Source organism: Rothia endophytica, assembly GCF_928381505.1.
Lineage (GTDB): Bacteria > Actinomycetota > Actinomycetes > Actinomycetales > Micrococcaceae > Rothia > Rothia endophytica_A.
Genome location: NZ_CAKMSJ010000005.1, coordinates 24,376 through 50,064, shown reverse-complemented (window position 1 = coordinate 50,064; position 25,689 = coordinate 24,376). Strand labels below are relative to the sequence as shown.

The window sequence follows — 25,689 nt, the reverse complement described above, 5'->3', positions numbered from 1 at the left end:
ATGTCAAATATTGGCTGTACCTATATTTTCTTAATTATTCCTTGACTATGACAGGCACACTTCGTAATGTATAAGATATGAAAGAAATGATTACTCCAGCAGAAGCTGCTGGCAAAGAAGTGAAAATCTGGATGACCCGAGAAGGTGTGACCCAGAAAGAACTGGCAAACATCTTAGGTGTTACCCAAGCCTCTGTATCAGAGAAGCTTCGAGGCAAAATAGCCTTCAATCTGAATGATCTGGTAACCATCTCAGCTGCCTTTGGCATCTCATTGGGCGAGTTACTTGGTGATGGAATTCTCAACGCCAAGGTCCCCGTTCCAGCTCTGCATGGACATTTTGGGGATAAAAAAATCGCCCCGATTGGATTCATACCAACCGGAGCGACTTATGAGGTTGTAGGGCCTGCGGGGCTTGAACCCGCGACCAAGGGATTATGAGTCCCCTGCTCTGACCAGCTGAGCTAAGGCCCCCCACCCACACGCGATCAAGCAGTGTAAGCGTTACCAAGAATACCGCACAGAGCCTGCTCTAGAAAAATTTGTTGCCAACCTGGCTAGCGACGACCAGCCACAAAATCATGGTAAGCCTGATTCGATACGTAGAGAGATTCAAAGGTTTGCCAGGTCTTCTCGGCAGCGTGCTTCTCAATCATCTGGTGAGAAAACTGACCCATTTCAGCTCTCTCCCCCTCCGATAAGAGCAGCACTGCAGCTAACTTATCTGCTAGATCCTGGGGGTTGCCCGGCTCGAAGAGGTAACCATTCTGCCCCTCTTCAACCAGGTGGGGTAACGCAAGCGCGTTCGCCAAAACAACGGGTTTAGAAGCACTCATAGCTTCAAGCGTGACGAGAGATTGCAGCTCAGCGGTACCAGGCTGACAGAAGACATCGGCGCGCAGGTAGCCGTCCCGTAATTGCTCGTCGGTGACATACCCCAAAAATCTCACCCGGTGCTCAACAGCGAATTCACGAGCCTTAGCCTGTAAGCTCTCCAGGATTTCACCGCTGCCAGCTACTTCAAGAACCACATGGTTCAAAGACTCAGGAAGTAGGGCAAGAGCCTCGATGAGAACATCCACATTTTTTTCAACCGCCAGGCGACCAGCAAAGAAGATACGAAGCTCCCGAGGGTCTTTCTCAATCGTTTCACCGGGAGCAAGCTCGTAGTTCTCACTCTGAATACCGTTGGACACCGGCATCACCAGTCGCCTAAATTTACCTGAAGCACGCATGGCATCAGCCCCGATTTGTGTGGGATTAGTGACCACCGCAGCCTGTGAAAGTACCCGGCGCATATCGTTCCATGAAGCTTTCTCTACCAGGTCCTTACCCCACTGAGGAAAAGGCAAGAAGGGGTTGATGTTAGCTGGCATCACGTGGTTGGTTGCGATAACACGTATCCCGTGTTTCTTACCGATTCTGGCAAGCACCCTGCCGATAATGTAGTGGCACTGAACATGAATGACATCGGGCTTAATACGCTGCACGATACGTTCAGCGTCCTTATAAATTTCCCACGGAAAACTCAAACGCATGTAGGGGTGGGTAACCACCTTGTGCGAGCGCACGCGGTGCTCTGTTAGACCACCTACGTCAAAGGAGGTTGTTTTACCTGCTTCTTGACGGGACGCCATGACGTGAACCGTGTGCCCCCGATCTTTCATGGCTCGTGCTAGACGGTGGGAGAACTGCGCTGCACCATTGACATCGGGAGGGTAGGTATCAGCACCAATAAGAATGGTGAGGGGCTGCGTGGCCATTGATGTGGTCACCTTTAAGGGTTGAAGAGAGGGTGTTTGCTACCATCAAGACACTACCGGATTGATTGATTTTTTGCAGGTTCAGTGCAGATAGCTGGTTCACTCTCACCCGATTGTAAACCCCACTATTTCAACAAAAACCCGCCGCCCTTTCTGAGAAAGGGCGGCGGGTGCATGCTCGTAGGTCAGTGAGACTTACTTGCGGCGAATGAGCTTGCCCAGGAATACGAAGAAGGCACCGAGGGAAGCTGCCAGAGCGGCGAAGGACTTCCAGTGAGCCTGCAGGGTTTCAGGGTCAGACGCATTGTTAACCAGGTTCCTGCCGCTTGCAGCCGCAGTAGATGCCGCAGTCGCAGGGGTGTTCTTGGCGCTGTACTTAGCCTCCTGGCTCAGACCCTTAGCGCGGGTCTGAACGTCGTTGGCGTGGTTTTCGATGTCATCACGCAGAGTCTTGAGGTGTTCACGACGCTGCTTGGTGCGCTGGATGAGCTGTTCCTTGTTGGGAGCAGGAGCGGCAGGGGCCTTCTCAGAGTCCTCGCTCTTGTTCTCTTCTGATTCAGCCTTCTTAGCTTCAGCCTTTTCAGCCTGCTCACGCTTGACTCGCTTTGAAGTCATTGCCGAGCCCTCCTTGAGCACGCCGAGGTCGTAGAGCACACCGAAAATCGCTGACTCAGGCTTGAAGGGAAGCTGTTTCATGATCATCTTGTAACCAACGAAGCCCAGCACGGCAGCCAGCAGGAGGAAAAGCCCAACCAGTACGAGGGCAGCTGCCCAGTTAGGCATGATTGCGGCAAGACCGACGTAAGCAAGGATGACCAGAGCGATGGCCATGAAAAGTGCGAAGACGACGGCTACAGCAGCTACTGCAGCGCCCTTACCTACCGCGATGCCCTTTTCTTTGACCTCAATTTTGGCGATGGCAACTTCGTCTTTGAGCTGCTTGGGGGCAAGGCGGGTAAGAACCTTGCCTGCATCAACAACCTGGGTCGCACTGGATTTGATGTTGTTGATGCCCGCGCGGATACCGCGGTTAGCGGCAGGCATTTCTTCGGCGCGGACGCTCTGAGCACGAGTATGCCCAATAGGATCCATCGGAGTGGTCATGAGCCACCTCTCTTTGCATTATAAGTGTGCTTGTGTACTGCTTTATACCAAGTTATCAGTTTACTCCGCTGATAGCCCTATTAGGCGAGATACTTGACGCCCTGGACGTAATTATTTACCTAGAGTTAGGCACCCTGCTCATCCATCCAGCCCTGGTAGCTTCCTTCAAGTTCCAGCACCTTGTAACCTGCCCGGCGCAGGCCGCTAGCCACCACTGAATTGCGCACACCTGATTGGCAAAAAGTCACCAGGGTTGAACCAGCCTGCGGTAGCTCATCCAGGCGCCAGAGCGCTGACCCACCCGAAAGTTGCTGCGCCCCCGGAATACTGCCGGCAGCGTACTCGCCCTTGGCGCGCACATCAATGAGGGCATCGTAACTGGCTTGGTCTAGTTCAGCCGGAGCGATAGTTTCTGGTTGATAGTCCGTAAGGTCAGCGATATCAGGGGTAAAGAAACGCACCGTATCAATACCAACACGGTAGAGAGCGTCCCTAAATTGAGCCACGTCAGCTTCACCATCAAAAGTGACGATGAGCGGGCGTTGCTCACGCTCCGGGTCGATCACCCAGGCAGCAAAATTGGAGGCTTGGCCTCCTGCCGGAACATTCAATGCACCTTCAACAGTTCCCCCGTGGACGCTGTGCTGATTACGGGTATCGACCAGTAAAGCTGACCCGTCACTCAGCATCTTCTTAACCTGTTCTACATTCAGCTTTTCAGGCTGAGCAGGTTGCCCAATGAGTGCTGGGCCCACCCGGTTCTCTTTTTTCATGCGGGTAAAATAAGCGTGTGCGTCCGGCTGGCCGTCCAGAAGTTCATCAATGAACCCCTGCTCATCATCGTTTTCAAGATAGGGCGCCCACCATGCAAAAGCTTTTTCGTAGCCCACAGTAGTGGTTGGCACAGCCCCCAAGGCCTTACCGCAGGGGCTACCTGCGCCGTGTGCCGGGTGAATCTGCACGTAATCTGGTAAAGGCATGAAGACTCTCTTCAGGCTTGCAAAGAGATCTTTTGCCCCTGCAAAGCGAGTGTCTTTGCCCCCTGCTGCCTCATCGAGCAGGTCTGGCCGCCCCAGGTCTCCCACAAACACAAAGTCACCGGTCAGCATATAGCCGGGCTGGTCTGCTACCGCGCCGTCGGTCACGAGAAAGGACAGGTGTTCAGGGGTGTGGCCCGGGGTGTGCTGAGCTGTAACGGTGATGTTGCCCAGCTGGATTGTGTCGCCGTGGTGGATTCTTGTGCCGTCAAAGTCGTACTGCCAGTCGGCTCCGCCCTCCCCCGAGAGGTAAACGGTGGCACCGGTTGAGGACGCAAGTTCTCGGGTTCCCGAAAGGTAGTCGGCGTGAATGTGGGTTTCAGTGACAGCAATGATATCCATGCCATTTTTGGCAGCTAGATCAAGGTAAACCTGAATGTCACGGCGGGCATCAACCACAATGGCTTGGCCTTTGCGCTGGCAGCCAATGAAGTAGCTTGCCTGCGCTAGCCCCTCTTCATAAATTCGTTCAAAAAGCATGATGACTCCTATCATTTGAAATAATACCCCTGGGGGTATTATTGAGCATAGCAAACTGCAACCCAAAAGCAAACCCCCGGGGGTATACTAAACAGAGCAACAAAAGGAGAACATCGTGCAACTTGAACCAGACAACATCAAACCCGCTATCAACCGACTCAAGCGGGCCCAGGGGCAACTGGGTGGCATCATCCGCATGCTAGAAGAGGGTGCAGACTGCCAGCAGGTCGTCAACCAGCTAGCCGCAGCATCCAAAGCCGTAGACCGGGCAAGTTTTGCCATCGTTGCCGCCGGGCTACAGCAGTGCTTGACCGCCGAAGAACCAGAAATGAACCCAGAGCAGCTAGAAAAGATGTTTCTCTCACTAGCGTAAACAGAACTAGCTGCCAACACAGGCGCAAAAAAGCCGCCGGGACCATATGGCCCCGGCGGCTTTATCTATCGTCTAAGCGTTTTGCTGCCCTAGGCGCGCCTTCGCTTCTTTCAAGCTCACCTCACCCTGACGGTTATAGGGCAATTTCTGCAGAGCTGCCCCCATGGCACAGGTGTTACTCAGTGCGGCGAAGCTCAAACCGCCACCCACAGCCCCGGCAAGATACTTGGCCTTGGGCGCAACCGCACTCAGAGCGATACTCCCCAACACCAACGATCCAGCCACTAACCGTACCTGACGCTCCAAATCCCAGCGAGCAGGGCCCGCATTGATAGCACCTTGCGCTGATTTCCACGCTTCAATACCGCCAGTCAGAACGCTGGTATTAAGCACGCCCACCCCGGCAAGTAGCTTCTGAGCCCTCTGCGCCCTGGCACCTGAACGGCAAATAATAATGGTTTCCTCATTAATGTGAGCACTGAGATCCTCGGGATGCTTTTCAATAAGCGCCAAAGGCACGTTGACGCTCCCCGGAATATGGGCACTTTCAAACTCAGCCGCTGTTCTTGCGTCAAGCAACAGTGCCTTGCCCTCACTGCGCACCTGCCCTAAGCGGGCAGAGTCGATTGACTGAGGTAAAGATGAATCGATGGTCATGTCATTCCTTTGATGTCGTTATTAGATGATGGCTAGAAAACTGTTGATAGCAGTGTAGATAGCTACAAGGTAAAGCAGGGTGGCGAAAGCTAGCTTGAGCATTTTCTGAGGCACCCTGGCACCGATTCTGGTTCCGATGAGCGCCGCAAGTACAGCCGCTCCGGCCATAGCACTCAGCACCCCCCAGTCCAGCTGGTTTAGCTGGGCAAAACCGGCACCCAACCCCGCGACAGAGTTGATAAAGATGACAACCAGCGAGGTGCCGACCGCATGCCGCATACTCAGACCCATCAGCAGGGTAAGCGTCGGGACGATCATAAAACCGCCGCCCACACCAAAGAAACCAACGAGGACACCCACCAAGAGAGCAGCCAGAATAATCTTGATGACACCCATCAGCCCTCCCGAACCCCTATCGCCGGAGACGGCTTGTGAGCCAGTCGCAGCATTTTTGATCATAAGGCTAGCTACAACCACCAAGAGGGCGGCGAAGGTGAGCATTAGGGCGTTGCCATCTACTCCCCCAGCAAGATAGCGTCCAACATAGGTACCAGCGATCCCCAGCACTCCGAATAGCACACCTTTACTGAGGTCTACTGAACCCATTTTTGCGTGATTGACAATACCCGAGACCGTACCAGCTACCATCACAACCAGTGAGCCGAGCGTGGCGTCCTGAGGCTCAAAGCCAAAAATAAACACCAGAGCTGGTACAGCAAGAATTGCCCCGCCGCCGCCCAGGGCGCCCATGAGCAGGCCGATGACGGCCCCTAACAGCATAGCGAGTAGCATAAGCACCTTTCAGCTAACTAACCTACCATCCAAACTATACCCCCAGGGGTATTTATTTTCAACAGTTCCCACAGCAGCGGCTTGAGAAGTTTGGTGAAGGCGAGCGTGCAGCTTATGTTCGAGCGTGCGCCCTAAAGCTGCACATTCGAACCTAAGGTGCACATTCGGACGCAGGAGCCTGCGGAATGGTTACTGGTTAAATAAAAAGACCCAGCTAAAAAGCTGGGTCTTGCGTTTTGCTCCCCCGACTGGACTCGAACCAGATGGAGCAGGCGGGAGCGAGCGCGCGAGCTCACGAGAGCCTGCGGAATGGTTACTGGTTAAACAAAAAGACCCAGCTAAAAAGCTGGGTCTTGCGTTTTGCTCCCCCGACTGGACTCGAACCAGTAACCCTTCGATTAACAGTCGAATGCTCTGCCAATTGAGCTACGGGGGAATGTTTTTGGTGATGTTTCCATCTCCGCAACGAGTAATAACTTTACTGGAGTTGCTTCGACCTCGCAAATCGAAATTCCGTAAGCTCAGTCACAAATTGCAAGTATTGGTGGAAGCTAGTCTTGCCCTTGCATTTTTTTGCGTCGCTGCATTTCTAGTTCCAGGAGTTGTTGTTGGATTTGCCGGTATTCTTTGGGTTCGGTGGCGGCGTTGGTTCGTTGCAGTCTCATGAGTAGGTCTGATTTTTGGCGAGTGATTTGTTGCTCGAAGAGACGGTTGAGAATGTCGCGGGAGTAGCGCACTAGCTGGTCGACGGTGCGCGCGGGGATGGGCGCCACGGTGAGTTGGGCGATGAGGGCATGTACTTCCTCTGGGGCATGAGCTCGGACGGTGTTGACCCAGGCGTGACCGGGCACGGGTGCCATGGTGCTTGCTGCACCGATAATCCCCTGCCCCACCCCAGCATGCATGCGGTAGCGGTACTGCACGGTGGCGAGTTCTTGCCACTGTTCGACGCTGAGATAGTCAGGCTTTTGCACCACGATTTCTAGGGCATCGCGTTCTAGCTTGGCGAGGGGGTCACTCATGTCGGGCTGCTCGAAGGGGTTTTCTTGGGCTCTCTGCTCTGTTTCTTCACCTGCCTGTCGGGCTGCACGTTCAGCTTCTGCAGCTTCAGCTTTTTGGCTAGCAGAGAGTTGCGGGTGGTTAAGGGCATAGGTGACGGCGCGCTGCACTTCACCGATGTCTAAGCCCAGCTGGCCTGCTACCTGCCGAACGTAGGCTGGGCGCAGGGCGGCGTCCTTAATGCCCGCGATGATAGGAGCGATGGCCCGCATACCGCGTACTCGCCCTTCAAGGGAATCAAGATCAAAGTCAGCTAGGGTGGCATCGATGGCGAATTCAAAGAGCGGGCGGCGGGACTCAATCAGCGAACGCACGGCGGCGTCTCCCCGGGCTAGACGTAGATCGCACGGATCCATGCCGTCTTTAGCAACGGCAACATAGGTTTGAGCGACAAAGCGCTGGTCTTCGGCGAACGCGTGTAAGGCAGCCTTTTGCCCGGCGGCATCACCATCAAAGGTGAAGATGACTTCTCCACCGCTACCGTCATCCGAGATGAGGCGGCGCACGATTTTGATATGGTCGGTGCCGAAAGCGGTGCCGCAAGTGGCAACGGCTGTATCGACCCCGGCCAGGTGGGCTGCCATGACGTCGGTATACCCTTCAACCACCACAATCTTTTTCTGACGGGAGATATTACGTTTTGCCAGGTCGATGCCGTAGAGCACCTGGGATTTTTTGTAGAGCTGGGTTTCGGGGGTATTGAGGTATTTGGGGCCTTGATCATCGTCAAAGAGCTTGCGAGCGCCAAAGCCGATGGTTTCCCCGGCGATACCGCGGATGGGCCAGACCAGCCTGCCGCGAAAACGGTCATAGAGCCCGCGGTTGCCCTCTGAGAACATGCCGGTGGCGCGTAACTCATCGGTGGTGAAGCCCTTATTCTGCAGATATTTGAGCAGATTATCCCAGCCCTTGGGGGCATAACCTACCCCGAATTTTTGGCTGGATGCCGGGTCAAACCCGCGCCCGCCCAGGAACTTTTGAGCCGGGGCAGCGGCGGGGGTGTAAAGGTTTTTTTGAAAGAATTCGGCGGCTATTTTGTGGGCGTCCAGTAGACGCTGCCGACGGCCGACCTCTTCTTTGGTCTGGCCGGTGCCCTGTTCGTAATGCAGTTCATAGCCGATACGGGCTGCCAGTATTTCTACCGTTTCGGTGAAGGGGGTGTGGTCCATTTCCATTACGAAGGAAATGACATCACCTGATTCGCCGCAGCCGAAGCAGTGGTAGGTGCCCATCTGGGGACGCACGTGGAAGGAGGGGGTGCGCTCGTCGTGGAAGGGGCAGAGCCCTTTGAAAGAGCCGATGCCAGCGCTTTTGAGGGTTACATATCCTTCAACAATCTCGCGGATATCGGTGCGCGAGCGTACCTCATCGATGTCTTCACGTTTAATTAAGCCAGCCACCCTACCAGTGTAGTTGAAGGCGTCAAACGCGGTTATTCATCGTCGAGGGGGCCAGGGCGAGTGCGTCCCATCCCGAAGCTTTCGGGTGAAAGGGCGATGAGTAGGGTCACGATAAAGGCGGTGAATCCCCATATCCATCGTCCGGTGACTGCACCCACCAGCACGCCAATCATGAGGCTGGTTACCGCCGCTAGGGCGAGCTGTTTGAAAGATTTTTTATATCTCATTGTTCTTCTTCCGTGAAAGGGTTCTACCAAAGGGGCTTGTTGCCCACCGACCAGTTCGACCCGGTGATGCGTTTGAAGAGGGCAAGGGCACTGCGGTCAGTCAGGCAGGCGACCTGATCGATGACCAGGCGCAGTTTAGCAACGTCATCGTTGCGGCCTAGCTCACGCAGGTCAGCAGCAAAGACAGGTTCAAGGTATTCAGGGTTCTCCAGCAAGGCTGCCACTAGAAACTCCAGAATTTCTTTCTGGTTTTCGTAGTGAGGCTGGGCGTCACGAGAGGTCATGACAAAGGTGGTGGCAATGCCCTTGAGCACGGCAATCTCATGCTCGGTTTCTTGGGGCACCACCAACTGGGCGCTGTAGCGAGTCAAATCCCCATCACCGTAAACATCACGGGTGGCGTTCATTGCCGAGGCCGCAAAACGACCAATGAGTTTTGAAGTCAGTGCTTTGAAAGAGGCATGAGAACTGCGAGTACCGCTCATAAAAGGCACCCAGCGTTCCAGGTTTTCTAGACGGTTCAGGGCGGCATCGAGGGTACTATCGTCAGATCCCGGCAGGTACCACTGGCGAGTTTTTTCAAACAGAATCTCGCGGGTACTGGGATTCTTGAGATCATCCAGTTGCACGTGACCGCCAAACACGGCATCCTCAACGTCATGCACCGAGTAGGAGATATCATCGGCAAGATCCATAACCTGCGCTTCGATACATTTTTGGGTGGGCGCCGCCCCAGCTTCAAGGGCACCGGCTCGAAACCAGGTGAAGACCGGCAGGTCATCGGCATAGACACCGAACTTGCGGTTGGGTCTACCGTCCGGCCGTGGCGGGGCGTCGGCATACCCCCATGGGTACTTACAGGTGGCGTCTAAGGACGCCCGGGTCAGGTTGAGCCCCGCACTGCCACCATCGTGCCGCATCACCTTGGGTTCAATACGGGTGAGCAGGCGGAGGGTTTGCGCATTACCCTCAAACCCGCCGGCGTCCGCAGCGAGTTTATCCAGGGCAGTTTCACCATTGTGCCCAAAAGGCGGGTGACCCAGGTCGTGGGAAAGGCAGGCCGCGTCAACCACATCGGGGTCGCACCCCAGCATTCTACCCACCTCACGCCCAATCTGGGCGACCTCTAGGGAGTGAGTAAGACGGGTACGCACAAAGTCATCGGTATCGGGGTCAACCACCTGCGTTTTAGCCCCCAAACGGCGCAGTGCGGCCGAGTGCAACACACGAGCACGATCTCGCTCAAAGGGCGAACGGTAAACAAACTTATGGTGCTCGGGCACCCAGCGGGCGGCGTCCGCCTCGGTGTAACCGGGACTGGGGGCGAGCTCACTGAGATACGCACTTGATGACTTTTCGACGCTCATAGCTCCAAGTTTAGTAGGATATGCCCCCCCCCTCGGAGGCGTGCAGAGAAATCTGGTGGTTCAAGTTTCCTAGAACAAGCCCAGCTGTATCGCACTGTTTCTGACCAGCAATACTCCCACAATAGCCGCCACCCATAGGAGCGTTACTTTGGCTTCGTACTCTAAACGCGGCATTATTGTGAAGATTTTTTCGAAAACGCGCTCACCCCACAGACGAGCGATACATCCTATCAGCACAGCCGGGGCAACCATCACTAGACAATAAAGACCCAGCACCCCCAGCTGAACTGCAAAAGGTGCAGGTAGCGATTGAATAATGCCAATAGCGGCAAGATAAGGCAACATGGTTGCCGTCTCTAAAACAGCTGCCCCAACAGCCAAACTAACGATGCCCAGTAAACCTGCACGCTGCCGGATCTTCTGGTCAGCCTGTTGCCCCCGGGCAACCATAATCTCCTCCGCCGTCTTCTTCACAGGGTTGGGCGAGAAAACTCCGAAGATGAACAGAGCAGCACCCAATGCTAATAAGGCCCAACTAAACCAGGCGGTGACGGCTACTTGACTGAAGATTTCCGTCACCCTGCGCATCCCAAAGAAAAGCGCAATGCCAATCAAGAAGTAGGAGGCGGCTATCGTAGCCAGGTAGGCCCCGTAAGGGACCACCCGGACATGCCTCCATTTGAGAAGCAATACCAGAGGAATCACGAGGGTTCCCATACTGAGACTATCGACCAAGGCTAGAGCCAATAATGATAGAAAGTTTGCCAAAGCCCACTCCTCCATGCAATCACATTAGACTTTATCATACGAACGTATGAGAAAATAGAGTTAAGATATCTTCGTTGATAAAGTGCATGTATGTCTGATACATCTGCTCAAGAAGCCGCTATAAGCGATGCGGCAATCCGCGTGATTGTTACACAAGGGTTTGATGTAGTGAGCGTGCGGAAAGTGGCCCAAGAAGCAGGTCTTGCCCACGGTACCGTCCAGTACTACATGGGCACAAAAAATCAGTTGCTCGAAAAAGCACTCTTGCGCTCTACAGCACGGCAACACGAGCGGGTGCAGAATCTACAACTACCCGCTGATCCATTGGAAAGACTAACGACTGCCCTACTCGAGCTTCTACCGATTGGAGAGGTGCAACGAGAGGACTCCACGCTTTGGATTACTATGGGCGCAGCGGCTTCAACACGCAGCGGGCTAGCCAAGTTGTATCAACAGGAGCTAGCCACTTTTCAGGATCGGCTAATGCAGGCACTGATCGCCTGGCACTCTACCGGCAACTTGGGAGTCGCCACTGAAGATCTTCCTCGCACCGCCCGGCTTCTAACAGCCTTCATTAATGGCCTGACCCTAGATTATCTGAACGTGCCAAGCCGATCAGGGCTAGTAGATGATATTAAAGCTGACCTCAGAAGCGGGTTGAAAAAAATCCTGAGTTAGAGGTACGCGCGTCCTATCAACCCCCCGCCCCCAAAAAAAGAGTGCGCCTCTTATTGACTACCTGCTACCCCTTAACCTATCTCCATGTAGTGAGGTGCTACGGGTAGATGAGTTTTTACCTTTCAGGGGCGCGGTTGCTAAGTAGTACGACTTTACTGATGTGCTACTTCTTTAGACCGGCGGGGCGCACCCCACACCACCTTGTCGAAACTAGGCGGAAAACCACCAGGTTGTTTGCGGTGGTGCGGGGGTTGGTGTTTTATGCGACTGGTGGGGCTTTTGAATAACCCTCAAGGTATCAGAGCGTTCTATAAATCATCATCTTCGCTCAACCCAAATTCTGCTGGGTAGATAACTTCGCCAGATGGCAGATCAAAAGCGGGGTTAAGATTAAGGACCATAAAAGCCTCAGCTGGCACCTCCATACTTGTTTTGATTCCGTGAAAACGCGATTGTTCAAACCCAAGGGCGTTATAAAAGGCTGGATGTCCCAGCACCAGCACACAGGCCGGCTCATTAAGTTGTAGCGCTTTTTCTCTGGCTGCCGACAGGACGCTACGGGTCAGCTCGCTGCCGATACCCTGCTTCTGATGAGTGGGAGCTACAGCCACCAAGGCGAGCGCAAGTACTGGCACCGAACCTACCCAGCAACGGGTCAACAGAGCGTGAGCAAGAATCTGGCCGCTCTGGCCCACAGCTACCCGAGACACACCAGGTTCCCAGACACTTCGGTTGGCGCGCAGATCTTCGACGAGTTGTGCCTCGTAGCCGGTCTCGAAAGCTGCTCTATGAAGCTGACCGATTGCAGGGGCGTCATCAGAGGTTTCTGGGCGAATGGTGTAGGTAGTCATGAGTCTAAGTCTAGTAGCCCGCACTGCTCGTTGCCGATGATGCAGCCACCAGCTGCTCTTAGTCACTCAAACGTCACGGAAAGAGCCGGTGAAGGTTTCGGTGATATCGAAGGTGAGACTCTAGCCGCCGGAGATATCTAGCTCAGCCTCCACCAGACCCAGACGCTCGGTGTCGCCCAGGATGCGGGAGTCGAGCCAGCCATCTGGCAGTGACGGGACCTTTGGGGTGCCGGCACGGCCACGCGGGCCCTCAACAGCGGCACCCGGGTAGCCCATGGAATGGTCTAGCTGGCCTAGTAGCTCACGGAAGGTGGCCAGATCAGGGACGGTCGCCATCTTCGCGCGCAGCTCCCCACCTACAGGGTAGCCCTTGAAGTACCATGCAACGTGCTTACGAATCTCACGCAAGCCGCGGTGCTCATCGGCAAAAGTCTCCACCAGCAATTCAGCATGACGGTAAATCATGTCCGCCACTTCGGTAACACCGGGGCGATACCGCTCAGCTGTCCCCTCAAAGGCATTCTGAAGATCACCAAAGAGCCAAGGACGCCCCTGGCAACCACGGCCGATAACCACACCATCCACACCGGTCTGCTCCACCATAGCGACAGCGTCCTCGGCCGAGAAAATATCGCCGTTACCCAAAATAGGCACATCGGGGATAGCTTCACGCAACTGAGCAATCGAATCCCAATCGGCCTTGCCCGCATAGTGCTGGGCGGCAGTACGTCCGTGAAGAGCAATAGCCGCAACACCGGCGTCACGCGCAATCTTGGCGGAGTCCAGATAAGTGAGGTGGTCTTCGTCGATACCCTTACGCATTTTGATGGTCAGGGGAATATCATTGCGCGACGCCTCACGCACCGCAGTTTGAACAATGGCGGTAAAAAGGTCAGTCTTCCAGGGTAGGGCTGATCCGCCGCCGCGCTTGGTTACCTTGGGTACAGGACAACCAAAGTTGAGGTCAATATGATCCGCACGGTCTTCTTCAACTACCATGCGAATTGCTTTACCCACGTTCACAGCGTCCACACCGTAGATCTGGATGGAGCGGATTTTTTCGTGGTCATCGTGGTCGATAATGCGCATAGACTCAGGTTTGCGTTCCACCAGGGCACGGGCAGTCACCATTTCGGTCACGTACAGTCCCCCACCGTACTCCTGGCAGAGGGTACGGAAAGCCTTATTAGTTACGCCCGCCATGGGCGCCAGGACCACGGGGGTATCAACGGTTAGCTTGCCCAGTTGCAAGGGCGGTAATTTAAGTTGCGGCGCGGCGTTGGTTTCTGCGGGGGTATCAGTTGAAAGAGTCACTGTGCTATTTTCGCACATTTGACCAAAGGCGGTCAGCGTGGCACCTCACAGTGCCAGCTGTGATACAAAGTAGCGGGCAAGGGCGCCCTCCCCGGCCCAGCGTGGGTTAGACAGCTTGACCGGGTGCGCTCCAGCATGTGAAGCCTCCATTCTATGCAGAGCTCACGCACCACTATGTAATAGTGAAATAAAACCTTGACACACCCACGCTAATATGTGCATCATTAAACGCGAAAGAGAAATAAATAATTGACACTTTCACATCTAGGAGGCCCCATGGGAAATCTGCCCACCCAACTCGAAAACATTGCTCTAGCCCAGGAGGCTGCTCAGGACTCTGAACACCATCTCAACCACTGCATTGCGGTCGCTAAAAATGATGGCTACTCCTGGGGTGAGATTGGCTCTGTGTTAGGGGTTAGCCGCCAGGCAGCAGCCCAAAAATACTCAAAGATTATTCAGGAGATCGCCCCCATGCACTTTTCAGAAGGAACCCAAGCGCACCTCATCAACACCGCAAAAGCCGTTCTTCACCGTATCGGAGAACAGGAATGGGAGAAGGTGCACAGCTACTTCTCTTTCACCGCTAAACGAGGACTCAGCAAGAAAAAACTTGCCGAGGTGTGGCAAGAAGTATTGGAGGGATGTGGAGATTTTCAGCGCGTTGATTCCCTCAATCTCCACGCCCCAAACCCCCACGAATTCAAGGTTTTCTCGGCTACTATCAAAGTCCCCAACACCTCAATCTTTGCAATCGCAGACTTCACGCTAGAACATACAGACGGTAAACCCGTCGGACAGATTGCCTTCAACTCCCGCAGGAAAGTTATTGGCTTCATCATCTATTTGAACGAATCAGCTGAGTTCCCCTGGTAAAAACCTCCTTATAGGCCTGCACCAAAAAGTCTGCCCCCGCCTCATAGACCTTAGAGGTCCCTGAGTCAGGGGCAGGTTCAGTGCTCTAGCTGTGAGACCTACGGGGTGGGGCGTCCGCCGGTAAGACCCAAGGTCTCGCCCGCAACGTAGGACGCGTCATCTGATGCCAAGAAGACATAGGCACCTGCGATTTCAGCTGGCTGACCGGCACGACCCAATGGAGTGTCCTGACCAAACTGGGTTAGCTTCTCCACGGGCTGGCCATAGCTGGGTTGCAATGGAGTCCAGAAGGGCCCCGGCGCCACAGCATTCACGCGAATACCACGAGGAGCCAAAGCCTGTGCCAGCCCCTTACTGAAGTTATTCTGAGCAGCCTTAGTCAGGGCGTAGTCCAGCAACGTCTCTGAGGGCTCATAAGCCTGAATCGAAGAGGTGAAAATAATCGAAGAGCCGGGCTTAAGATGAGGCACAGCCGCCTTAGTAACGCGGTAGGCCGAATAAATATTAGCTTTCATCGTGTGGTCGAAGTCCTCATCGCTGAGATCTTCAATCCTTTCATGCCACACCTGACGGCTAGCATTATTGACCACGATATCGAGACCGCCGAAAGCTTCTACGGTCTTTTCAACGATGGCCTGGCACTGCTTTAGCTCACGCAGATCCCCCGGTAGCGCCAGCGCCTTCACTCCAGCTTCCTCAATCGCCTTAATAATGAGTTCAGCGTCGGGCTCTTCTTCTGGCAGGTAAGAAATCGCCACGTTGGCCCCCTCGCGGGCGTAAGCAATGGCAACAGCCGCTCCCAGCCCGGAATCACCTCCGGTAATCAGAGCATTACGCCCAGCAAGGCGATCATTGCCCTGATAGGTTTTCTCGCCCAAATCAGCGAGAGGTTCCATTTTCTGATCGAGCCCAGGTTCAGGCTGGGTTTGCTCGGGAGGGCTAATTACGGGGTACTTGGAACGGGGGTCTTCGAGATGAGACATAAGAATCACTTTCTAGGGGTAAAAAATGAACCCCGCACGCTGGATCAGCAGGTGCGGGGCTCATATCAACTATGAGGTACTCACAGTTTTAGGGGTTATTAGAAGTTCTTACGGGTGTCATCGCCGTCAACGACGATTTCTTCCTTGCGGACGTCTGCGGATACACGCTCGGTCTCGGTGTGGACTTCCTTACCCACTGAGACACGCTCGGTGGCCACGGTCTCGGTTGAGACGACAGGGCGCTCTTCGTGAGCGGTAACAGTAACGTCAGCATGTGCATCGGCTGAGTCAAAATCGTAGTTATCTACGGTCTTGCCATCCTTGAGGTCGGTGCGCTCAACGACGATTTCTTCCTTGCGGACGGGAACCTCAACAGTTTCCTTCTCAGTGTGAACAACCTTGCGCAGGCGAACCTGGCCGGTTTCAGTTGCACTGGTTGCCTTGGAAACGTTCAGACGCTCCTCATGAGCAACAACATCGCCGTCATGAGGGGTGGTAGCGTGCGCATCGCGATGATCTTCTGTGAAATCTGTAGCGCCAGCGGTTGCGGTGCCAGCAGCCAGGCCCTCGTGTGAGGTGCGAGCGTCATCGTGAGTGGTAGCAGTGCCGCTCATTGAGTAGTACTCGTAGAGACGCTGCTCTTCTGCGGGTGACAGCTCGCCGTCTTCAGCAATGTTGGGGGCGTCCTTTACGAATTCCTTCGTGAAGGGAACGTGGATTTCGTCGCCGCTGTAGCGCGCCTGGTCAACAGGAACGAATGATTCGTTGGTGCCGAAGAGACCGGTGTTTACAGTAACAAAGGTGGGGTTACCAGTCTGCGCGTCGAGGTAAAGTTCGCCAACCTTGCCGATTTTTTCACCCTCGGGGCCAAAAACGGTGGAGTTGCGCAGAGTTTCGATAGTTTCGTTAGTAGCCATAGGTCTTGCTCCCTTTCGGAGTATTTTCATGGACGGTGCACGAGAGCTTAAGAGACCCTTACCTGTAAGGAGTCTTATGCCCTAGCACACTAGTAACACTACTCATTAACAGCATACTTGGCAAATACCTAAGCTGGCTTTTTAAATTATTTTTCACCCCTATTTACCTAAACTTAGTACAGAACCCCACTAATCCCAACATGTCTAGACATGATACTTCTGACATGCCAGAACAGATAATAAACTGGGATTAGGGTCTAAAAACATGTATTATATTAGAGGACTCTTTTGAAGATTCCGGCGCCGTCCTTCCATTCAGGCATGGAGGACGGCGCTTTCTTTACCCCTCATGAATTGCCCTCAAGACCATCAAACACCGTCGCGACCTGGTCTTTCAGCTCTGCAACGTTTACCCTGCAGTCCACTAATTTTAGTGACCCCTGAGCTTTGACTGGCAACTTATCAGCCAACCAAAGCTCAAGAGCTTCTGCGCTGTGACCGGGAATCTCACCCTTGCTATTACAGACGCGCCACCAGGGCACATTTGACCCCCAAAGAGCCAGTACTCGCCCAATCACACGGGCAGACTCCCCTGTTACGTCCCCAATGTCTCCATAGGTAGCCACTGAACCGCAGGGGATGCACTCAACAGCCCGCAGTACACGCTCTACGCGTACATCATCCATGGAAAGAAAGACTCTCTTAGTTTTAGCTATCAGCAATTACTAGGGAGGTGCTCGTCACCGACGCAGAGCCCATAGAGATGAGCTGGTCAATCATCACCGCTAAATCCTCCATAGAGTCATCCACCTCGATATTCACAGCATACTGCCCTACCATCACCGAAAGGAGCTGAAGAATCGCCTCACGCGCGGCCGGGTGACCGGGGCGGTAACCAATGGTGACATCGGTCGCATCATCCTCCGCCAGCTTCATCTGACCGGCATCTACTGCTAGTGGGCGGTAGCTAATGGCAAAGGCACTGATCAAGCCCTTTTTGCCTTCCCGCTGAGCGCGTAGTACGTCATCACGCAGGACGACCGCACCAAGGGCTTCTGCTTCATCGGAAAGGAAGAGACGGTTCACACGTCCAACTGAGGTCTGGGCAGGAGGGTCCCAAGCATGAACTGCTGTATAAAACTCCCAAAAACACTGCGTCAGTTCCACTGAGCCAGTAGCGATGTCCTCAATGGACTGTGTAAGGCGCTCCGCCTCGTCCTGATGCAGGGGCACCGCTGGCACACCGCCGGCTTCTACCCGCACCATGCGAGAGCGCTGCAATACGCTGAAACCGTGATGTTCGGCGAACGCAAGACCTACTGATTCCGGCACGGTCTTGCTGCGCAGGGCAGTCACGCCGCTGGGCGCCTGCTGCGCGGCATCTTTGAGATGTTGCAACAGGGCAGACCCGACACCCTTACGGCGGTGGTCGGGGGCAACCTCTACATAAGCCCAGAGTCGTTGAGTATGCAGCGAGGTCTCATAAATAACACCGGCCCCCACAGGAACACCCTGATGCTCAGCAACGATAGTGCGGATGAAAGGTTCATTGCTACTCTCAGCGAAGGACGAGCGGAATGCAGCTACCTGGTGGTTTTCGGGGTCGTTCCAGTACTGCAAAAGTGCAAGGTCATCGCCAGACTGCCAGGGGCGGTAGATGTAGTCGTTCACAGGTGCCTTCCGGTCTCTCATTGTGGGGTACTCACCTACTCTAGCGGACGCTCCCAGCGCTGGTGCAGAGAGTAGCAACACTGCCCCTGAACGCCCACCGCGAACCGAGAAAGTTTCAACTTGTCTTTACCTGCCGGTTACCGCTTAGAATGATGGTTGTTCCCAGCATTTCTTACCTTCTTTATAGATTGGTGTCATGACCTCACCTCTTGTGACAAAACCCATTTTGCGCGGTTCTAAAGTTGAACTTCGCCCCCTCGATGACCGCGCCATTGACGCGATGATTGGTATCTTGCAGGAGCCTGACGTACTCATCAAGACCGGCACCGCACATTCTCGTATCACCGAGACCCATCCCTTCGATGAGGCGCGTACCCGTGAGTGGTACGGTCGCCGCAACGACAAGCAGAATCGTCTTGACCTGGCGATTTATGTACCTGAATTAGATCAGTATGTGGGGGAAGTCGTGTTCAACGAGTATGATCCCAACAACCTCTCAGTCAACTACCGCATCGCTATCGGCAAGGCCGGGCAGAATAAGGGCTACGGTACTGAGGCCACTAAGCTGATGGTGGACTACGGTTTTGAGCACCTGGGCCTCAACCGTATTGAGCTTGAAGTCTACGATTTCAATGCCCGTGCCCGCCACGTCTATACCTCCTGCGGCTTTGTACCTGAAGGGCGCCGCCGCGAGGCGCTCTGCATTGATGGCACCTTCCATGACGCCCTTCTCAAGGCTGTCATTAGAAAGGATTGGGAGGCGGCTCGCAGTGTTAATGGGTACCTGCAGCTATCAGAAACTCAGGTCGCCATTTAGTCTGCTCGGGCGGCCCCTGGGGCAAACGCTTCCACCGCCCTTTCTCTCAGCTCACCATTTGCTATCCCGGTCTCACCGGGGTAGTTTTTCTTTAAAGGTTAGACGCAAGAAAAAGGGAGAAAGTGTGGCAGCGCATTCACATTCCCACCAGCATGGCTCTGAGCATTCTCATGATCATTTTGCAGGTGTTAACAGACGGCGGCTACTAGCGGTTGTTCTCATTGCCTGGTCGCTTTTTATCATCCAGTTGGTGGGTGCCTGGGTTACCGGCTCGCTTGCTTTACTTTTTGACACCGTTCACGTTGCCACCGACGCTATCGGGGTCACCGTTGCCCTCATTGTGGCTCATCTGGCTGCTCGCCCGCCGTCCTCCCGGCGCACCTGGGGGCTCAAGCGCCTTGAAGTGCTGGCCGCGATGGTTCAGGCAGCGATGCTACTGGGTGTCGGGGCTTTCGTGCTGGTTGAGGCAGTGCAGCGCTATTTTAATCCCCAGGCCCTAGCCACCAGAGAGCTGTTAGTTTTTGGCGCCCTTGGCCTGGCTGTCAATTTGGTGATGATGCTGATTCTGCTGGGCGGGGACCGTCGCAACTTCAACATGCGCGCAGCTTTCTTAGAGGTGCTCAATGATGCTCTAGGATCGGTTGCGGTGATCGCGGGGGCAATAGTAATCGCTCTGACTGGTTGGTTGCAGGCTGACGCCCTCGCCGCCATTCTTATTGGTCTACTGATTGTGCCCCGAACCCTCAAGCTGCTGAAAGAAACCGTGAGCGTGCTCCTGGAATCCGCACCGCGGGGCCTGGACGTTGAGGACGTGCGCCGGCATCTAGAGACTCTTCCCCACGTGGTGGCTGTGCACGATTTGCATGCCAGCCAAATCTCCTCAGACCTCCCGGTACTAACCGCCCACGTGGTGGTGGAGGACGAATGCTTCACCGACGGCTGCGCAGTGGAGACCCTCAAACGGTTACAGACCTGCGTTGCTGAACACTTTGAAGTCAGCATCAGGCACTCAACCTTCCAGATCGAGCCGGAATCTCTACAAACTGAGGGCCACTACGACCAGTTACCTTAGACGAAGCTCTATTCACAGGGATGTAAGACCACTGCTGTGTCCGCCAGTTATCTCCTGCCAACTAACGAACAATGGATGTGCTTGACGCCAGCTGGTCGGGGCTGGCGTGAATTACAGGCGAGCGCCCCGCGCGAGTCTGCAAGAGGGTCAGCTGGCGTCAAGCACATCCATGTGAGTTAGCTAAAGGTTTACCTACTTAGCCAGCTAGCTTAGCTGCCAGGTAGGCGGTGACCTGATCCAGGGCTACACGCTCCTGGGTCATGGTGTCGCGCTCGCGGATGGTCACAGCCTGGTCTTCCAGGGTGTCAAAGTCCACGGTGATACAGAAGGGGGTGCCGATTTCGTCCTGGCGGCGATAGCGGCGGCCGATTGCACCGGCGTCATCGTAGTCGATGTTCCAGTTGCGGCGCAGTTCGTCTGCCAGCTTCTTGGCTGAGGGAACCAGGTCTTCCTTCTTGGACAGGGGCAGAACAGCAGCCTTGACGGGAGCCAGGCGGGGGTCCAGCTTCAGTACGGTGCGCTTATCCACGCCGCCCTTGGTGTTGGGCGCTTCATCTTCGACATAAGCATCGACCAGGAAGGCCATCATGGCGCGGGTCAGACCGAAGGAAGGCTCGATGACATAGGGGACGTAACGTTCGCCGGTGCCCTGGTCAAAGTATTCGAGCTTGGCGTTGGAGTGCTCGTTGTGCACCCCCAGGTCGTAGTTGGTGCGGTTGGCGACGCCCATGAGCTCGCCCCATTCGCTACCCTGGAAACCGAAACGGTATTCGAGATCCATAGTGCCAGCTGAGTAGTGGGCACGGTCGTCTTCGGGGACGTCGAACTTGCGCATGTTATCGGGGTTGATACCCAGGTCAATGAACCAGTTCCAGCAGTCTTCGATCCACTGGTCGTAGTACTTGGGTGCGTCGTCGGGGTGCACAAAGTACTCGATTTCCATCTGCTCGAACTCGCGGGTACGGAAGATGAAGTTACCGGGGGTAATTTCGTTACGGAAAGCCTTACCGATCTGGCCAATGCCGAAGGGCGGACGCTTGCGAGAGGCAGTGACCACGTTGTTGAAGTTCACGAAGATACCCTGAGCAGTCTCGGGGCGCATAAAGTGCAGGCCCTCTTCATTATCAACGGGGCCCAGGAAGGTCTTCATGAGACCAGAGAAGTTCTGGGGTTCGGTCCACTGACCCTTGTTACCGCACTTGGGGCAGACGATGTCGTCCATGCCGTTTTCGGGCGCGCGGCCCTTCTTGGTTTCAAAGGCTTCAATCAGGTGGTCCTGACGGTGGCGGGAGTGGCAAGAAAGACACTCCACCAGGGGGTCGGTGAAGGTTGCGACGTGGCCGGAGGCCTCCCACACTGCCTTGGGCAGGATGATGGAGGAATCCAGACCCACCATATCTTCGCGTCCGCGAACAAAGGTCTGCCACCACTGCTGACGGATGTTCTCTTTGAGCTCTGCGCCCAGAGGGCCGTAGTCCCAGGCTGAGCGGGAACCACCGTAGATTTCACCTGCCTGGAAGACGAACCCGCGGCGCTTCGCGAGTGAGATGACGTTATCGAGCGTGGACTTCGCTGCCATGTGTTGGGTACTCCTATGAGCCTGCGCCACCGGTTGTGGCGTGCTTGGATTTGCAAAAAATGCACGCTCATCTGTGTGGGCGTGCACCTACCAGCCTACCGCACGCACCGGGGCATATGGGGCGGTAGAGTATGGGGTATGAGCAACATTGAACCTGTTTTTATTCGTGACGAGATGATCCGTCTAGGTCAGTTCTTGAAACTGGCTAACCTGGTAGAAAATGGCACCCATGCCCGCGATGTAATTCAGGATGGCCTGGTTAAGGTCAACGATGAAATCTGCGAGCAGCGCGGCAAACAGCTCCACCCCGGCGACCTTGTAGAGCTCAACGGCATGGCGGTACAGGTGGAGAGGGACTAGCCCAGCACCTTTTCACTCAGGTAAGCAGAAATATGAGCCAGCTCCTGGGCAGCGATGCCGTGGGCTAAGCCGGGGTAAAGCTCTTGCTCAACCTGGGCGTACTCCCCCACCCACTGCTGGGTAAATTCAATTTTCTCTGCGGTGATAATGGGGTCGGAGTCTCCCCTACCCCAGAAAAGCTGTAGTTTCTGATTCCCTGTGAACTCGGCGTCCCTAAAGTAATCAGACCCGCCGTCTACTGCGTAGCCAGAAAGCCCCACCACGGCGGTAATAAGCTCGGGACGGCGGCGAGCTACAGATGTAGCCACAGCCATGCCCTGCGAGAAGCCCAACAGGGTGACGCTCTTGTAATCAGCGGCGAGGGGTTCTAACCAGTCCAGCAGGTAGTCCACGGCTAGTTCGATTGCGGTGAAGCCTACGGTTTCAAGCTGCTGGTTGAGGGGCCACCACTGATAACCAATGGCGGAGCCTTGGACGTAGGCGGAGCCTGCGTCTGCCGGTAGCTGGTAGCCAACGGGCTGTGGCGCGCGGACGGACGCGTAGGTCACCTTCTCGCTGGGCAGGTAGGGGGTAAGCCCAAGCAGGTCACGCTCGTGGGAGCCGTAGCCGTGCAGGAGGACGACCAGGTGGGTGCCCCGGCGGAAGGGTTCTGCCTTGGAATATTCAACAAGGTACTGGTTCATAACCCCCAACTTACCATCGGCAGAGCCAGCTTTAGGCCACCGCCCACAGGTGCTTGCGTCCTTGCGGTTTTGCTTCGTCGGCGGCGTCCTGGGTTTCGATGCTGGTGGCAAGTATACGTTCGAGCTGTTCGTGTTCGATGAGGAAGCCGTCGTGGCCGCAGGGTGAGTGGATCACGGCGGGTTCTATGGGGCGGGGTAGGGCTGCTGCGAGGATTTGGGAGTCGGAGGGGAAGAAGAGGCGGTCGGAGTCGACGTAGGCGATGGTCCAGTTGCAGGTGGTACGGGCGAGGGCTTTTTCGAGACCGCCGCGGTCGCGCCCGAGGTCGTGGGAGAGTAGGGCTTCGTTGATGGCGAGGTAGGAATTGGCGTCGAAGCGGGCGGTGAGTTTTGCCCCGTGGTGGTCCAGGTAGTTTTCGACCTGGTAGCGGCCGCGGTCTGCGGGGACGGGATGCAGAACGTCGTGGCCGTCTTGGGCGTCGCGGCCGAAGCGGAAGTGGAGTTCGGCGGCGGAGCGGTAGGTGGTGTGGGCGATGCGGCGGGCCAGGGCGAGGCCGTTTTCAGGACCGGGGCCGGGGTAGTAGTCGCCGCCTGCGAAGGCTGGATCCTGCCGGATGGCCAGGTTTTGCATGTGGCCCCAAGCGATCTGTTCGGCGGTGGCAGCGGGGCCGGAGGCGATGACGGCGCAGGAGCGGACGAGGTCGGGGTAGGTGACGGCCCATTCTGCGGCACGGGCGCCTCCCAGGGAGCCACCGATGACGTGGTGTAGAGAGGTAACGCCGAGCTGGTCAAGCAGACGCTTTTCGGCGTGGACGCCGTCGCGGATAGTAACCAGGGGGAAGCGGGAGCCCCAGGGCTTTTGTTCGGGGTCGATACTGGCCAGGGCGGGGGAAGCTGGCCCGGTCGATCCGTAGCAGCCGCCAAGCATGTTGGGTGAGATGACGAAGTATTTGTCGGTGTCGATGACGCGGCCGGGGCCGACAGCGGTGGGCCACCAACCTGCAGCTTCGGCGGCCTCGCGGTCTTGCTCGCTGGCGTCCGCTCCTGCCCGGCCTGCCGAGACGTGGGTGTCGCCGGTCAGGGCGTGCAGGATCAAAATGGCGTTGTCGCCCGCCTCGTTGAGGGTTCCCCAGGTTTCGTAGCCGATGGTGACGTCGGGCAGCACTGCCCCCGATTCAAGGGTCAGATCGCCGACTTTGGCGTAGGTGAGGACGCCGTCGGTACGGGTGGGGGTGGTATCAGCGGGGCGGGCGGTCGTCATTGAGCTACCTTTCCTTAGCGGATGGCGGTGAAGCCGAGTTCGAGGTCGGCGAGGATGTCGTCGATGTGTTCGATACCTACCGAGAGGCGGATGAAGGCGGGGTTGATGCCGATGGCTTCAAGCTCTTCGGTGGTGGACTGGCTGTGGGTGGTGGACGCCGGGTGCACGGCCAGGGAGCGTACATCACCGATGTTGACCAGCAGGGAGTGGAGGGAGAGGGAGTCCACGAATTTCTGGGCGGTTTCGGCATCGGCGTCCTTGAGGGTGAAGCCGAGGACGGCGCCAGCCCCCTTGGGCAGGTACTTTTGGGCCAGTTCGTAGTAGGGGGAATCGGGCAGACCGGAGTAGGTGACCGATTCGACCTGGGGGTGGTCTTTGAGGAACTGGGCGACTTTGAGGGCGTTCTCTACGTGGCGTTCTACCCGCAGGGAGAGGGTTTCTAAGCCGATGGCGATGTTGAAGGCGTTGGTCGGTGAGATGGATGAGCCGAGGTCGCGTAGCAGGGAGACGCGGGCTTTGAGAATGTAGGAGAGGTTGACTCCGAAGACACCGTCCGCGCCGAGGTCGCGGGCGTAGACCAGGCCGTGGTAGCTTTCGTCGGGCTGGTTGAAGAGGGGGTACTTGTCGGGGTAGGCGCCGTAGTCGAAGTTACCGGAGTCGACGATGACACCGCCAACCGAGGTGCCGTGGCCGCCCAGGTATTTAGTGGCTGAGTGGATGACCACGTCAGCGCCGTGCTTGATGGGGTTGAGCAGGTAGGGGGTGGCGACGGTGTTGTCGACGATCAGGGGCACACCGACCTCGTGGGCTACGCCCGAGATAGCTTCGATGTCGAGTACGTCACCGCGCGGGTTGGGCAGGGTTTCTGCGTAGAAGGCCTTGGTGTTCTCGCGGGCTGCTGCGCGCCAGGACTCGGGGTCGGCGGGATTATCGACGAAGGTGGTTTCGATGCCGAGGTTCTTGAGGGTGTACTTGAGCAGGTTGAAGCTGCCGCCGTAGAGGGAAGGGGAGGCAACGACGTGGTCACCGGCTCCTGCGATGTTCAGGATTGCGAAGGTTGAGGCTGCCTGGCCGCTGGCGAGCAACAGGGCCCCGACGCCACCTTCGAGAGCAGCGATACGGTTTTCAACGGCTTCCTGGGTGGGGTTGTTGATACGGGAGTAGATGGGGCCCAGCTCTGAGAGGGCGAAGCGACCTGCTGCCTGGGCGGAGTCCTTGAAGACAAAGGACGTGGTCTGGTAGATGGGTAGGGCGCGGGCGCCGGTTGCCGCGTCGGGTTCCTGGCCGGCGTGAATCTGCTGGGTTTCGAACTTCCAGCCGGTGGGATTGGAGGGGGTGGGAACGGTGTTCTCGGTGGTCATGCGGCTACTCCTAGGGAGGTCGTTGTTTCAGTGTTCAGTTGAAACGGGCCGCATGCCGTATCTTCCGCCCGGGTAAGGAGGAAAAGAATCTGATGCCCTCGCAGAAGATAGAGGCACATCGGTCCCGCGCTTGCGTACCTGGTTCTCGGTGGGTACGCCCGGTCATCACCCAGGGCACCCCACCGCGAGTGGAGGGTTGCCGACCAGCTAGCTGGGGCTTAGCGCTGGTTCTCTTGACCTGTC

At 56.0% G+C, this 25,689-nt stretch carries 26 protein-coding genes, 2 tRNA genes and 1 riboswitch; of the genes, 7 read left to right on the top strand and 21 right to left on the bottom strand.

Features of this window, described 5'->3' with window-relative positions; translation table 11 throughout:
• The first annotated feature begins 77 nt into the window (after positions 1 to 77).
• Entirely contained in the window at positions 78 to 440 is a 363-nt protein-coding gene (locus L6990_RS12000) for a helix-turn-helix domain-containing protein (RefSeq protein ID WP_369127821.1), read from the top strand.
• On the opposite strand, the gene L6990_RS07370 is transcribed toward L6990_RS12000, so the two are convergent.
• From L6990_RS07370 to L6990_RS07355, 4 genes are all read right to left on the bottom strand, one after another.
• Positions 400 to 473, bottom strand: a tRNA-Ile gene (locus L6990_RS07370). The genes L6990_RS12000 and L6990_RS07370 overlap by 41 nt on opposite strands.
• A gap of 83 nt (positions 474 to 556) precedes the next feature.
• On the bottom strand, positions 557 to 1,762 hold the full coding sequence (locus L6990_RS07365) for a glycosyltransferase (RefSeq protein WP_237203427.1): 1,206 nt from the start codon (positions 1,760 to 1,762) through the stop codon (positions 557 to 559).
• 195 nt (positions 1,763 to 1,957) lie between these two features.
• On the bottom strand, positions 1,958 to 2,866 hold the full coding sequence (locus tag L6990_RS07360) for a phage holin family protein (protein ID WP_237203426.1): 909 nt from the start codon (positions 2,864 to 2,866) through the stop codon (positions 1,958 to 1,960).
• Between the two features lie 125 nt (positions 2,867 to 2,991).
• Positions 2,992 to 4,383, bottom strand: a complete 1,392-nt coding sequence (locus tag L6990_RS07355; protein ID WP_237203425.1) for an MBL fold metallo-hydrolase — start codon at positions 4,381 to 4,383, stop codon at positions 2,992 to 2,994.
• 115 nt (positions 4,384 to 4,498) lie between these two features.
• On the opposite strand from L6990_RS07355, the gene L6990_RS07350 reads away from it, so the two are divergent.
• Positions 4,499 to 4,756, top strand: coding sequence for a metal-sensitive transcriptional regulator (locus L6990_RS07350; protein WP_237203424.1), 258 nt, complete (start codon positions 4,499 to 4,501; stop codon positions 4,754 to 4,756).
• Positions 4,757 to 4,828: 72 nt separating this feature from the next.
• Here the strand turns inward: L6990_RS07350 and L6990_RS07345 are convergent, their stop codons facing one another.
• The 7 genes from L6990_RS07345 to L6990_RS07315 all read right to left on the bottom strand — a co-directional run bounded on the left by L6990_RS07345 (position 4,829) and on the right by L6990_RS07315 (position 11,041).
• Complete coding sequence (locus L6990_RS07345) at positions 4,829 to 5,413, bottom strand: rhodanese-like domain-containing protein (RefSeq protein WP_237203423.1); 585 nt, start codon at positions 5,411 to 5,413, stop codon at positions 4,829 to 4,831.
• Positions 5,414 to 5,434: 21 nt separating this feature from the next.
• Positions 5,435 to 6,205, bottom strand: a complete 771-nt coding sequence (locus L6990_RS07340; RefSeq protein WP_237203422.1) for a sulfite exporter TauE/SafE family protein — start codon at positions 6,203 to 6,205, stop codon at positions 5,435 to 5,437.
• Between the two features lie 363 nt (positions 6,206 to 6,568).
• Positions 6,569 to 6,641: transfer RNA gene (locus tag L6990_RS07335), tRNA-Asn, on the bottom strand.
• A gap of 115 nt (positions 6,642 to 6,756) precedes the next feature.
• Positions 6,757 to 8,664, bottom strand: coding sequence for a DNA primase (dnaG, locus tag L6990_RS07330; protein ID WP_237203421.1), 1,908 nt, complete (start codon positions 8,662 to 8,664; stop codon positions 6,757 to 6,759).
• 32 nt (positions 8,665 to 8,696) lie between these two features.
• Positions 8,697 to 8,891, bottom strand: coding sequence for a hypothetical protein (locus tag L6990_RS07325; RefSeq protein ID WP_237203420.1), 195 nt, complete (start codon positions 8,889 to 8,891; stop codon positions 8,697 to 8,699).
• 23 nt (positions 8,892 to 8,914) lie between these two features.
• Positions 8,915 to 10,258, bottom strand: a complete 1,344-nt coding sequence (locus L6990_RS07320; RefSeq protein WP_237203419.1) for a deoxyguanosinetriphosphate triphosphohydrolase — start codon at positions 10,256 to 10,258, stop codon at positions 8,915 to 8,917.
• A gap of 69 nt (positions 10,259 to 10,327) precedes the next feature.
• The gene (locus tag L6990_RS07315) at positions 10,328 to 11,041 is read right to left on the bottom strand and encodes a GAP family protein (protein ID WP_237203418.1); all 714 of its coding nucleotides are present in this window, start codon (positions 11,039 to 11,041) and stop codon (positions 10,328 to 10,330) included.
• 75 nt (positions 11,042 to 11,116) lie between these two features.
• Between L6990_RS07315 and L6990_RS07310 the strand changes: the two genes are divergently transcribed.
• The gene (locus tag L6990_RS07310) at positions 11,117 to 11,704 is read left to right on the top strand and encodes a TetR/AcrR family transcriptional regulator (protein ID WP_237203417.1); all 588 of its coding nucleotides are present in this window, start codon (positions 11,117 to 11,119) and stop codon (positions 11,702 to 11,704) included.
• 308 nt (positions 11,705 to 12,012) lie between these two features.
• Here L6990_RS07310 and L6990_RS07305 read toward each other — a convergent pair whose 3' ends face one another.
• The gene (locus tag L6990_RS07305; protein WP_237203416.1) at positions 12,013 to 12,555 is read right to left on the bottom strand and encodes a GNAT family N-acetyltransferase; all 543 of its coding nucleotides are present in this window, start codon (positions 12,553 to 12,555) and stop codon (positions 12,013 to 12,015) included.
• A 120-nt stretch (positions 12,556 to 12,675) separates the two neighbouring features.
• Complete coding sequence (dusB, locus tag L6990_RS07300) at positions 12,676 to 13,887, bottom strand: tRNA dihydrouridine synthase DusB (RefSeq protein WP_425570030.1); 1,212 nt, start codon at positions 13,885 to 13,887, stop codon at positions 12,676 to 12,678.
• Between the two features lie 258 nt (positions 13,888 to 14,145).
• On the opposite strand from dusB, the gene L6990_RS07295 reads away from it, so the two are divergent.
• On the top strand, positions 14,146 to 14,745 hold the full coding sequence (locus L6990_RS07295) for a DUF3887 domain-containing protein (RefSeq protein WP_237203414.1): 600 nt from the start codon (positions 14,146 to 14,148) through the stop codon (positions 14,743 to 14,745).
• 98 nt (positions 14,746 to 14,843) lie between these two features.
• Here the strand turns inward: L6990_RS07295 and L6990_RS07290 are convergent, their stop codons facing one another.
• The 4 genes from L6990_RS07290 to L6990_RS07275 form a co-directional block, all read right to left on the bottom strand.
• The gene (locus L6990_RS07290; RefSeq protein ID WP_237203413.1) at positions 14,844 to 15,728 is read right to left on the bottom strand and encodes an SDR family oxidoreductase; all 885 of its coding nucleotides are present in this window, start codon (positions 15,726 to 15,728) and stop codon (positions 14,844 to 14,846) included.
• Between the two features lie 98 nt (positions 15,729 to 15,826).
• Entirely contained in the window at positions 15,827 to 16,645 is an 819-nt protein-coding gene (locus L6990_RS07285) for a PRC and DUF2382 domain-containing protein (RefSeq protein WP_237203412.1), read from the bottom strand.
• Positions 16,646 to 16,992: 347 nt separating this feature from the next.
• Positions 16,993 to 17,331, bottom strand: coding sequence for an MGMT family protein (locus L6990_RS07280; protein ID WP_237203411.1), 339 nt, complete (start codon positions 17,329 to 17,331; stop codon positions 16,993 to 16,995).
• Between the two features lie 22 nt (positions 17,332 to 17,353).
• Positions 17,354 to 18,316, bottom strand: a complete 963-nt coding sequence (locus L6990_RS07275) for a GNAT family N-acetyltransferase (RefSeq protein ID WP_237203410.1) — start codon at positions 18,314 to 18,316, stop codon at positions 17,354 to 17,356.
• 196 nt (positions 18,317 to 18,512) lie between these two features.
• Here L6990_RS07275 and L6990_RS07270 point away from each other — a divergent pair, with 196 nt between their 5' ends.
• Both L6990_RS07270 and L6990_RS07265 read left to right on the top strand, forming a co-directional pair.
• The gene (locus tag L6990_RS07270; RefSeq protein ID WP_237203409.1) at positions 18,513 to 19,133 is read left to right on the top strand and encodes a GNAT family N-acetyltransferase; all 621 of its coding nucleotides are present in this window, start codon (positions 18,513 to 18,515) and stop codon (positions 19,131 to 19,133) included.
• Between the two features lie 124 nt (positions 19,134 to 19,257).
• Positions 19,258 to 20,205, top strand: coding sequence for a cation diffusion facilitator family transporter (locus L6990_RS07265; protein WP_237203408.1), 948 nt, complete (start codon positions 19,258 to 19,260; stop codon positions 20,203 to 20,205).
• A gap of 196 nt (positions 20,206 to 20,401) precedes the next feature.
• Here L6990_RS07265 and L6990_RS07260 read toward each other — a convergent pair whose 3' ends face one another.
• Positions 20,402 to 21,784: a glycine--tRNA ligase gene (locus L6990_RS07260; protein WP_237203407.1), complete on the bottom strand. Its 1,383-nt coding sequence runs from the start codon at positions 21,782 to 21,784 to the stop codon at positions 20,402 to 20,404.
• Positions 21,785 to 21,922: 138 nt separating this feature from the next.
• Here L6990_RS07260 and L6990_RS07255 point away from each other — a divergent pair, with 138 nt between their 5' ends.
• Positions 21,923 to 22,144, top strand: a complete 222-nt coding sequence (locus L6990_RS07255) for an RNA-binding S4 domain-containing protein (protein WP_237203406.1) — start codon at positions 21,923 to 21,925, stop codon at positions 22,142 to 22,144.
• Here L6990_RS07255 and L6990_RS07250 read toward each other — a convergent pair.
• Genes L6990_RS07250 through L6990_RS07240 form a run of 3 tightly spaced genes read right to left on the bottom strand, consistent with a single transcriptional unit; the run spans position 22,141 to position 25,446 of the window.
• Positions 22,141 to 22,827 (bottom strand): alpha/beta hydrolase, encoded by a 687-nt coding sequence (locus L6990_RS07250; protein WP_237203405.1) that lies wholly within the window; start codon positions 22,825 to 22,827, stop codon positions 22,141 to 22,143. The two genes, L6990_RS07255 and L6990_RS07250, sit on opposite strands and share 4 nt — an antisense overlap.
• Before the next feature lie 31 nt (positions 22,828 to 22,858).
• Positions 22,859 to 24,085, bottom strand: coding sequence for a homoserine O-acetyltransferase MetX (metX, locus tag L6990_RS07245; protein WP_237203404.1), 1,227 nt, complete (start codon positions 24,083 to 24,085; stop codon positions 22,859 to 22,861).
• 14 nt (positions 24,086 to 24,099) lie between these two features.
• Entirely contained in the window at positions 24,100 to 25,446 is a 1,347-nt protein-coding gene (locus L6990_RS07240; RefSeq protein WP_237203403.1) for an O-acetylhomoserine aminocarboxypropyltransferase/cysteine synthase family protein, read from the bottom strand.
• A 121-nt stretch (positions 25,447 to 25,567) separates the two neighbouring features.
• Positions 25,568 to 25,685, bottom strand: a riboswitch (SAM riboswitch).
• Positions 25,686 to 25,689: the final 4 nt, after the last annotated feature.

Bases quoted from the DNA above. Each gene is read 5' to 3' on its own strand.
- L6990_RS07345 (WP_237203423.1), bottom strand. From the start codon at position 5,413: ATGACCATCGATTCATCTTTACCTCAGTCAATCGACTCTGCCCGCTTA.
- L6990_RS07355 (WP_237203425.1), bottom strand. From the start codon at position 4,383: ATGCTTTTTGAACGAATTTATGAAGAGGGGCTAGCGCAGGCAAGCTAC.
- L6990_RS07270 (WP_237203409.1), top strand. From the start codon at position 18,513: ATGACCTCACCTCTTGTGACAAAACCCATTTTGCGCGGTTCTAAAGTT.
- metX (WP_237203404.1), bottom strand. From the start codon at position 24,085: ATGACGACCGCCCGCCCCGCTGATACCACCCCCACCCGTACCGACGGC.
- L6990_RS07260 (WP_237203407.1), bottom strand. From the start codon at position 21,784: ATGGCAGCGAAGTCCACGCTCGATAACGTCATCTCACTCGCGAAGCGC.
- L6990_RS07340 (WP_237203422.1), bottom strand. From the start codon at position 6,205: ATGCTACTCGCTATGCTGTTAGGGGCCGTCATCGGCCTGCTCATGGGC.
- L6990_RS07305 (WP_237203416.1), bottom strand. From the start codon at position 12,555: ATGACTACCTACACCATTCGCCCAGAAACCTCTGATGACGCCCCTGCA.
- L6990_RS07285 (WP_237203412.1), bottom strand. From the start codon at position 16,645: ATGGCTACTAACGAAACTATCGAAACTCTGCGCAACTCCACCGTTTTT.
- dusB (WP_425570030.1), bottom strand. From the start codon at position 13,887: ATGTGCGAAAATAGCACAGTGACTCTTTCAACTGATACCCCCGCAGAA.
- L6990_RS07280 (WP_237203411.1), bottom strand. From the start codon at position 17,331: ATGGATGATGTACGCGTAGAGCGTGTACTGCGGGCTGTTGAGTGCATC.
- L6990_RS07255 (WP_237203406.1), top strand. From the start codon at position 21,923: ATGAGCAACATTGAACCTGTTTTTATTCGTGACGAGATGATCCGTCTA.
- L6990_RS07290 (WP_237203413.1), bottom strand. From the start codon at position 15,728: ATGTCTCATCTCGAAGACCCCCGTTCCAAGTACCCCGTAATTAGCCCT.
- L6990_RS07310 (WP_237203417.1), top strand. From the start codon at position 11,117: ATGTCTGATACATCTGCTCAAGAAGCCGCTATAAGCGATGCGGCAATC.
- L6990_RS07360 (WP_237203426.1), bottom strand. From the start codon at position 2,866: ATGACCACTCCGATGGATCCTATTGGGCATACTCGTGCTCAGAGCGTC.
- L6990_RS07315 (WP_237203418.1), bottom strand. From the start codon at position 11,041: ATGGAGGAGTGGGCTTTGGCAAACTTTCTATCATTATTGGCTCTAGCC.
- L6990_RS07320 (WP_237203419.1), bottom strand. From the start codon at position 10,258: ATGAGCGTCGAAAAGTCATCAAGTGCGTATCTCAGTGAGCTCGCCCCC.
- L6990_RS07365 (WP_237203427.1), bottom strand. From the start codon at position 1,762: ATGGCCACGCAGCCCCTCACCATTCTTATTGGTGCTGATACCTACCCT.
- L6990_RS12000 (WP_369127821.1), top strand. From the start codon at position 78: ATGAAAGAAATGATTACTCCAGCAGAAGCTGCTGGCAAAGAAGTGAAA.
- L6990_RS07240 (WP_237203403.1), bottom strand. From the start codon at position 25,446: ATGACCACCGAGAACACCGTTCCCACCCCCTCCAATCCCACCGGCTGG.
- L6990_RS07295 (WP_237203414.1), top strand. From the start codon at position 14,146: ATGGGAAATCTGCCCACCCAACTCGAAAACATTGCTCTAGCCCAGGAG.
- L6990_RS07325 (WP_237203420.1), bottom strand. From the start codon at position 8,891: ATGAGATATAAAAAATCTTTCAAACAGCTCGCCCTAGCGGCGGTAACC.
- L6990_RS07250 (WP_237203405.1), bottom strand. From the start codon at position 22,827: ATGAACCAGTACCTTGTTGAATATTCCAAGGCAGAACCCTTCCGCCGG.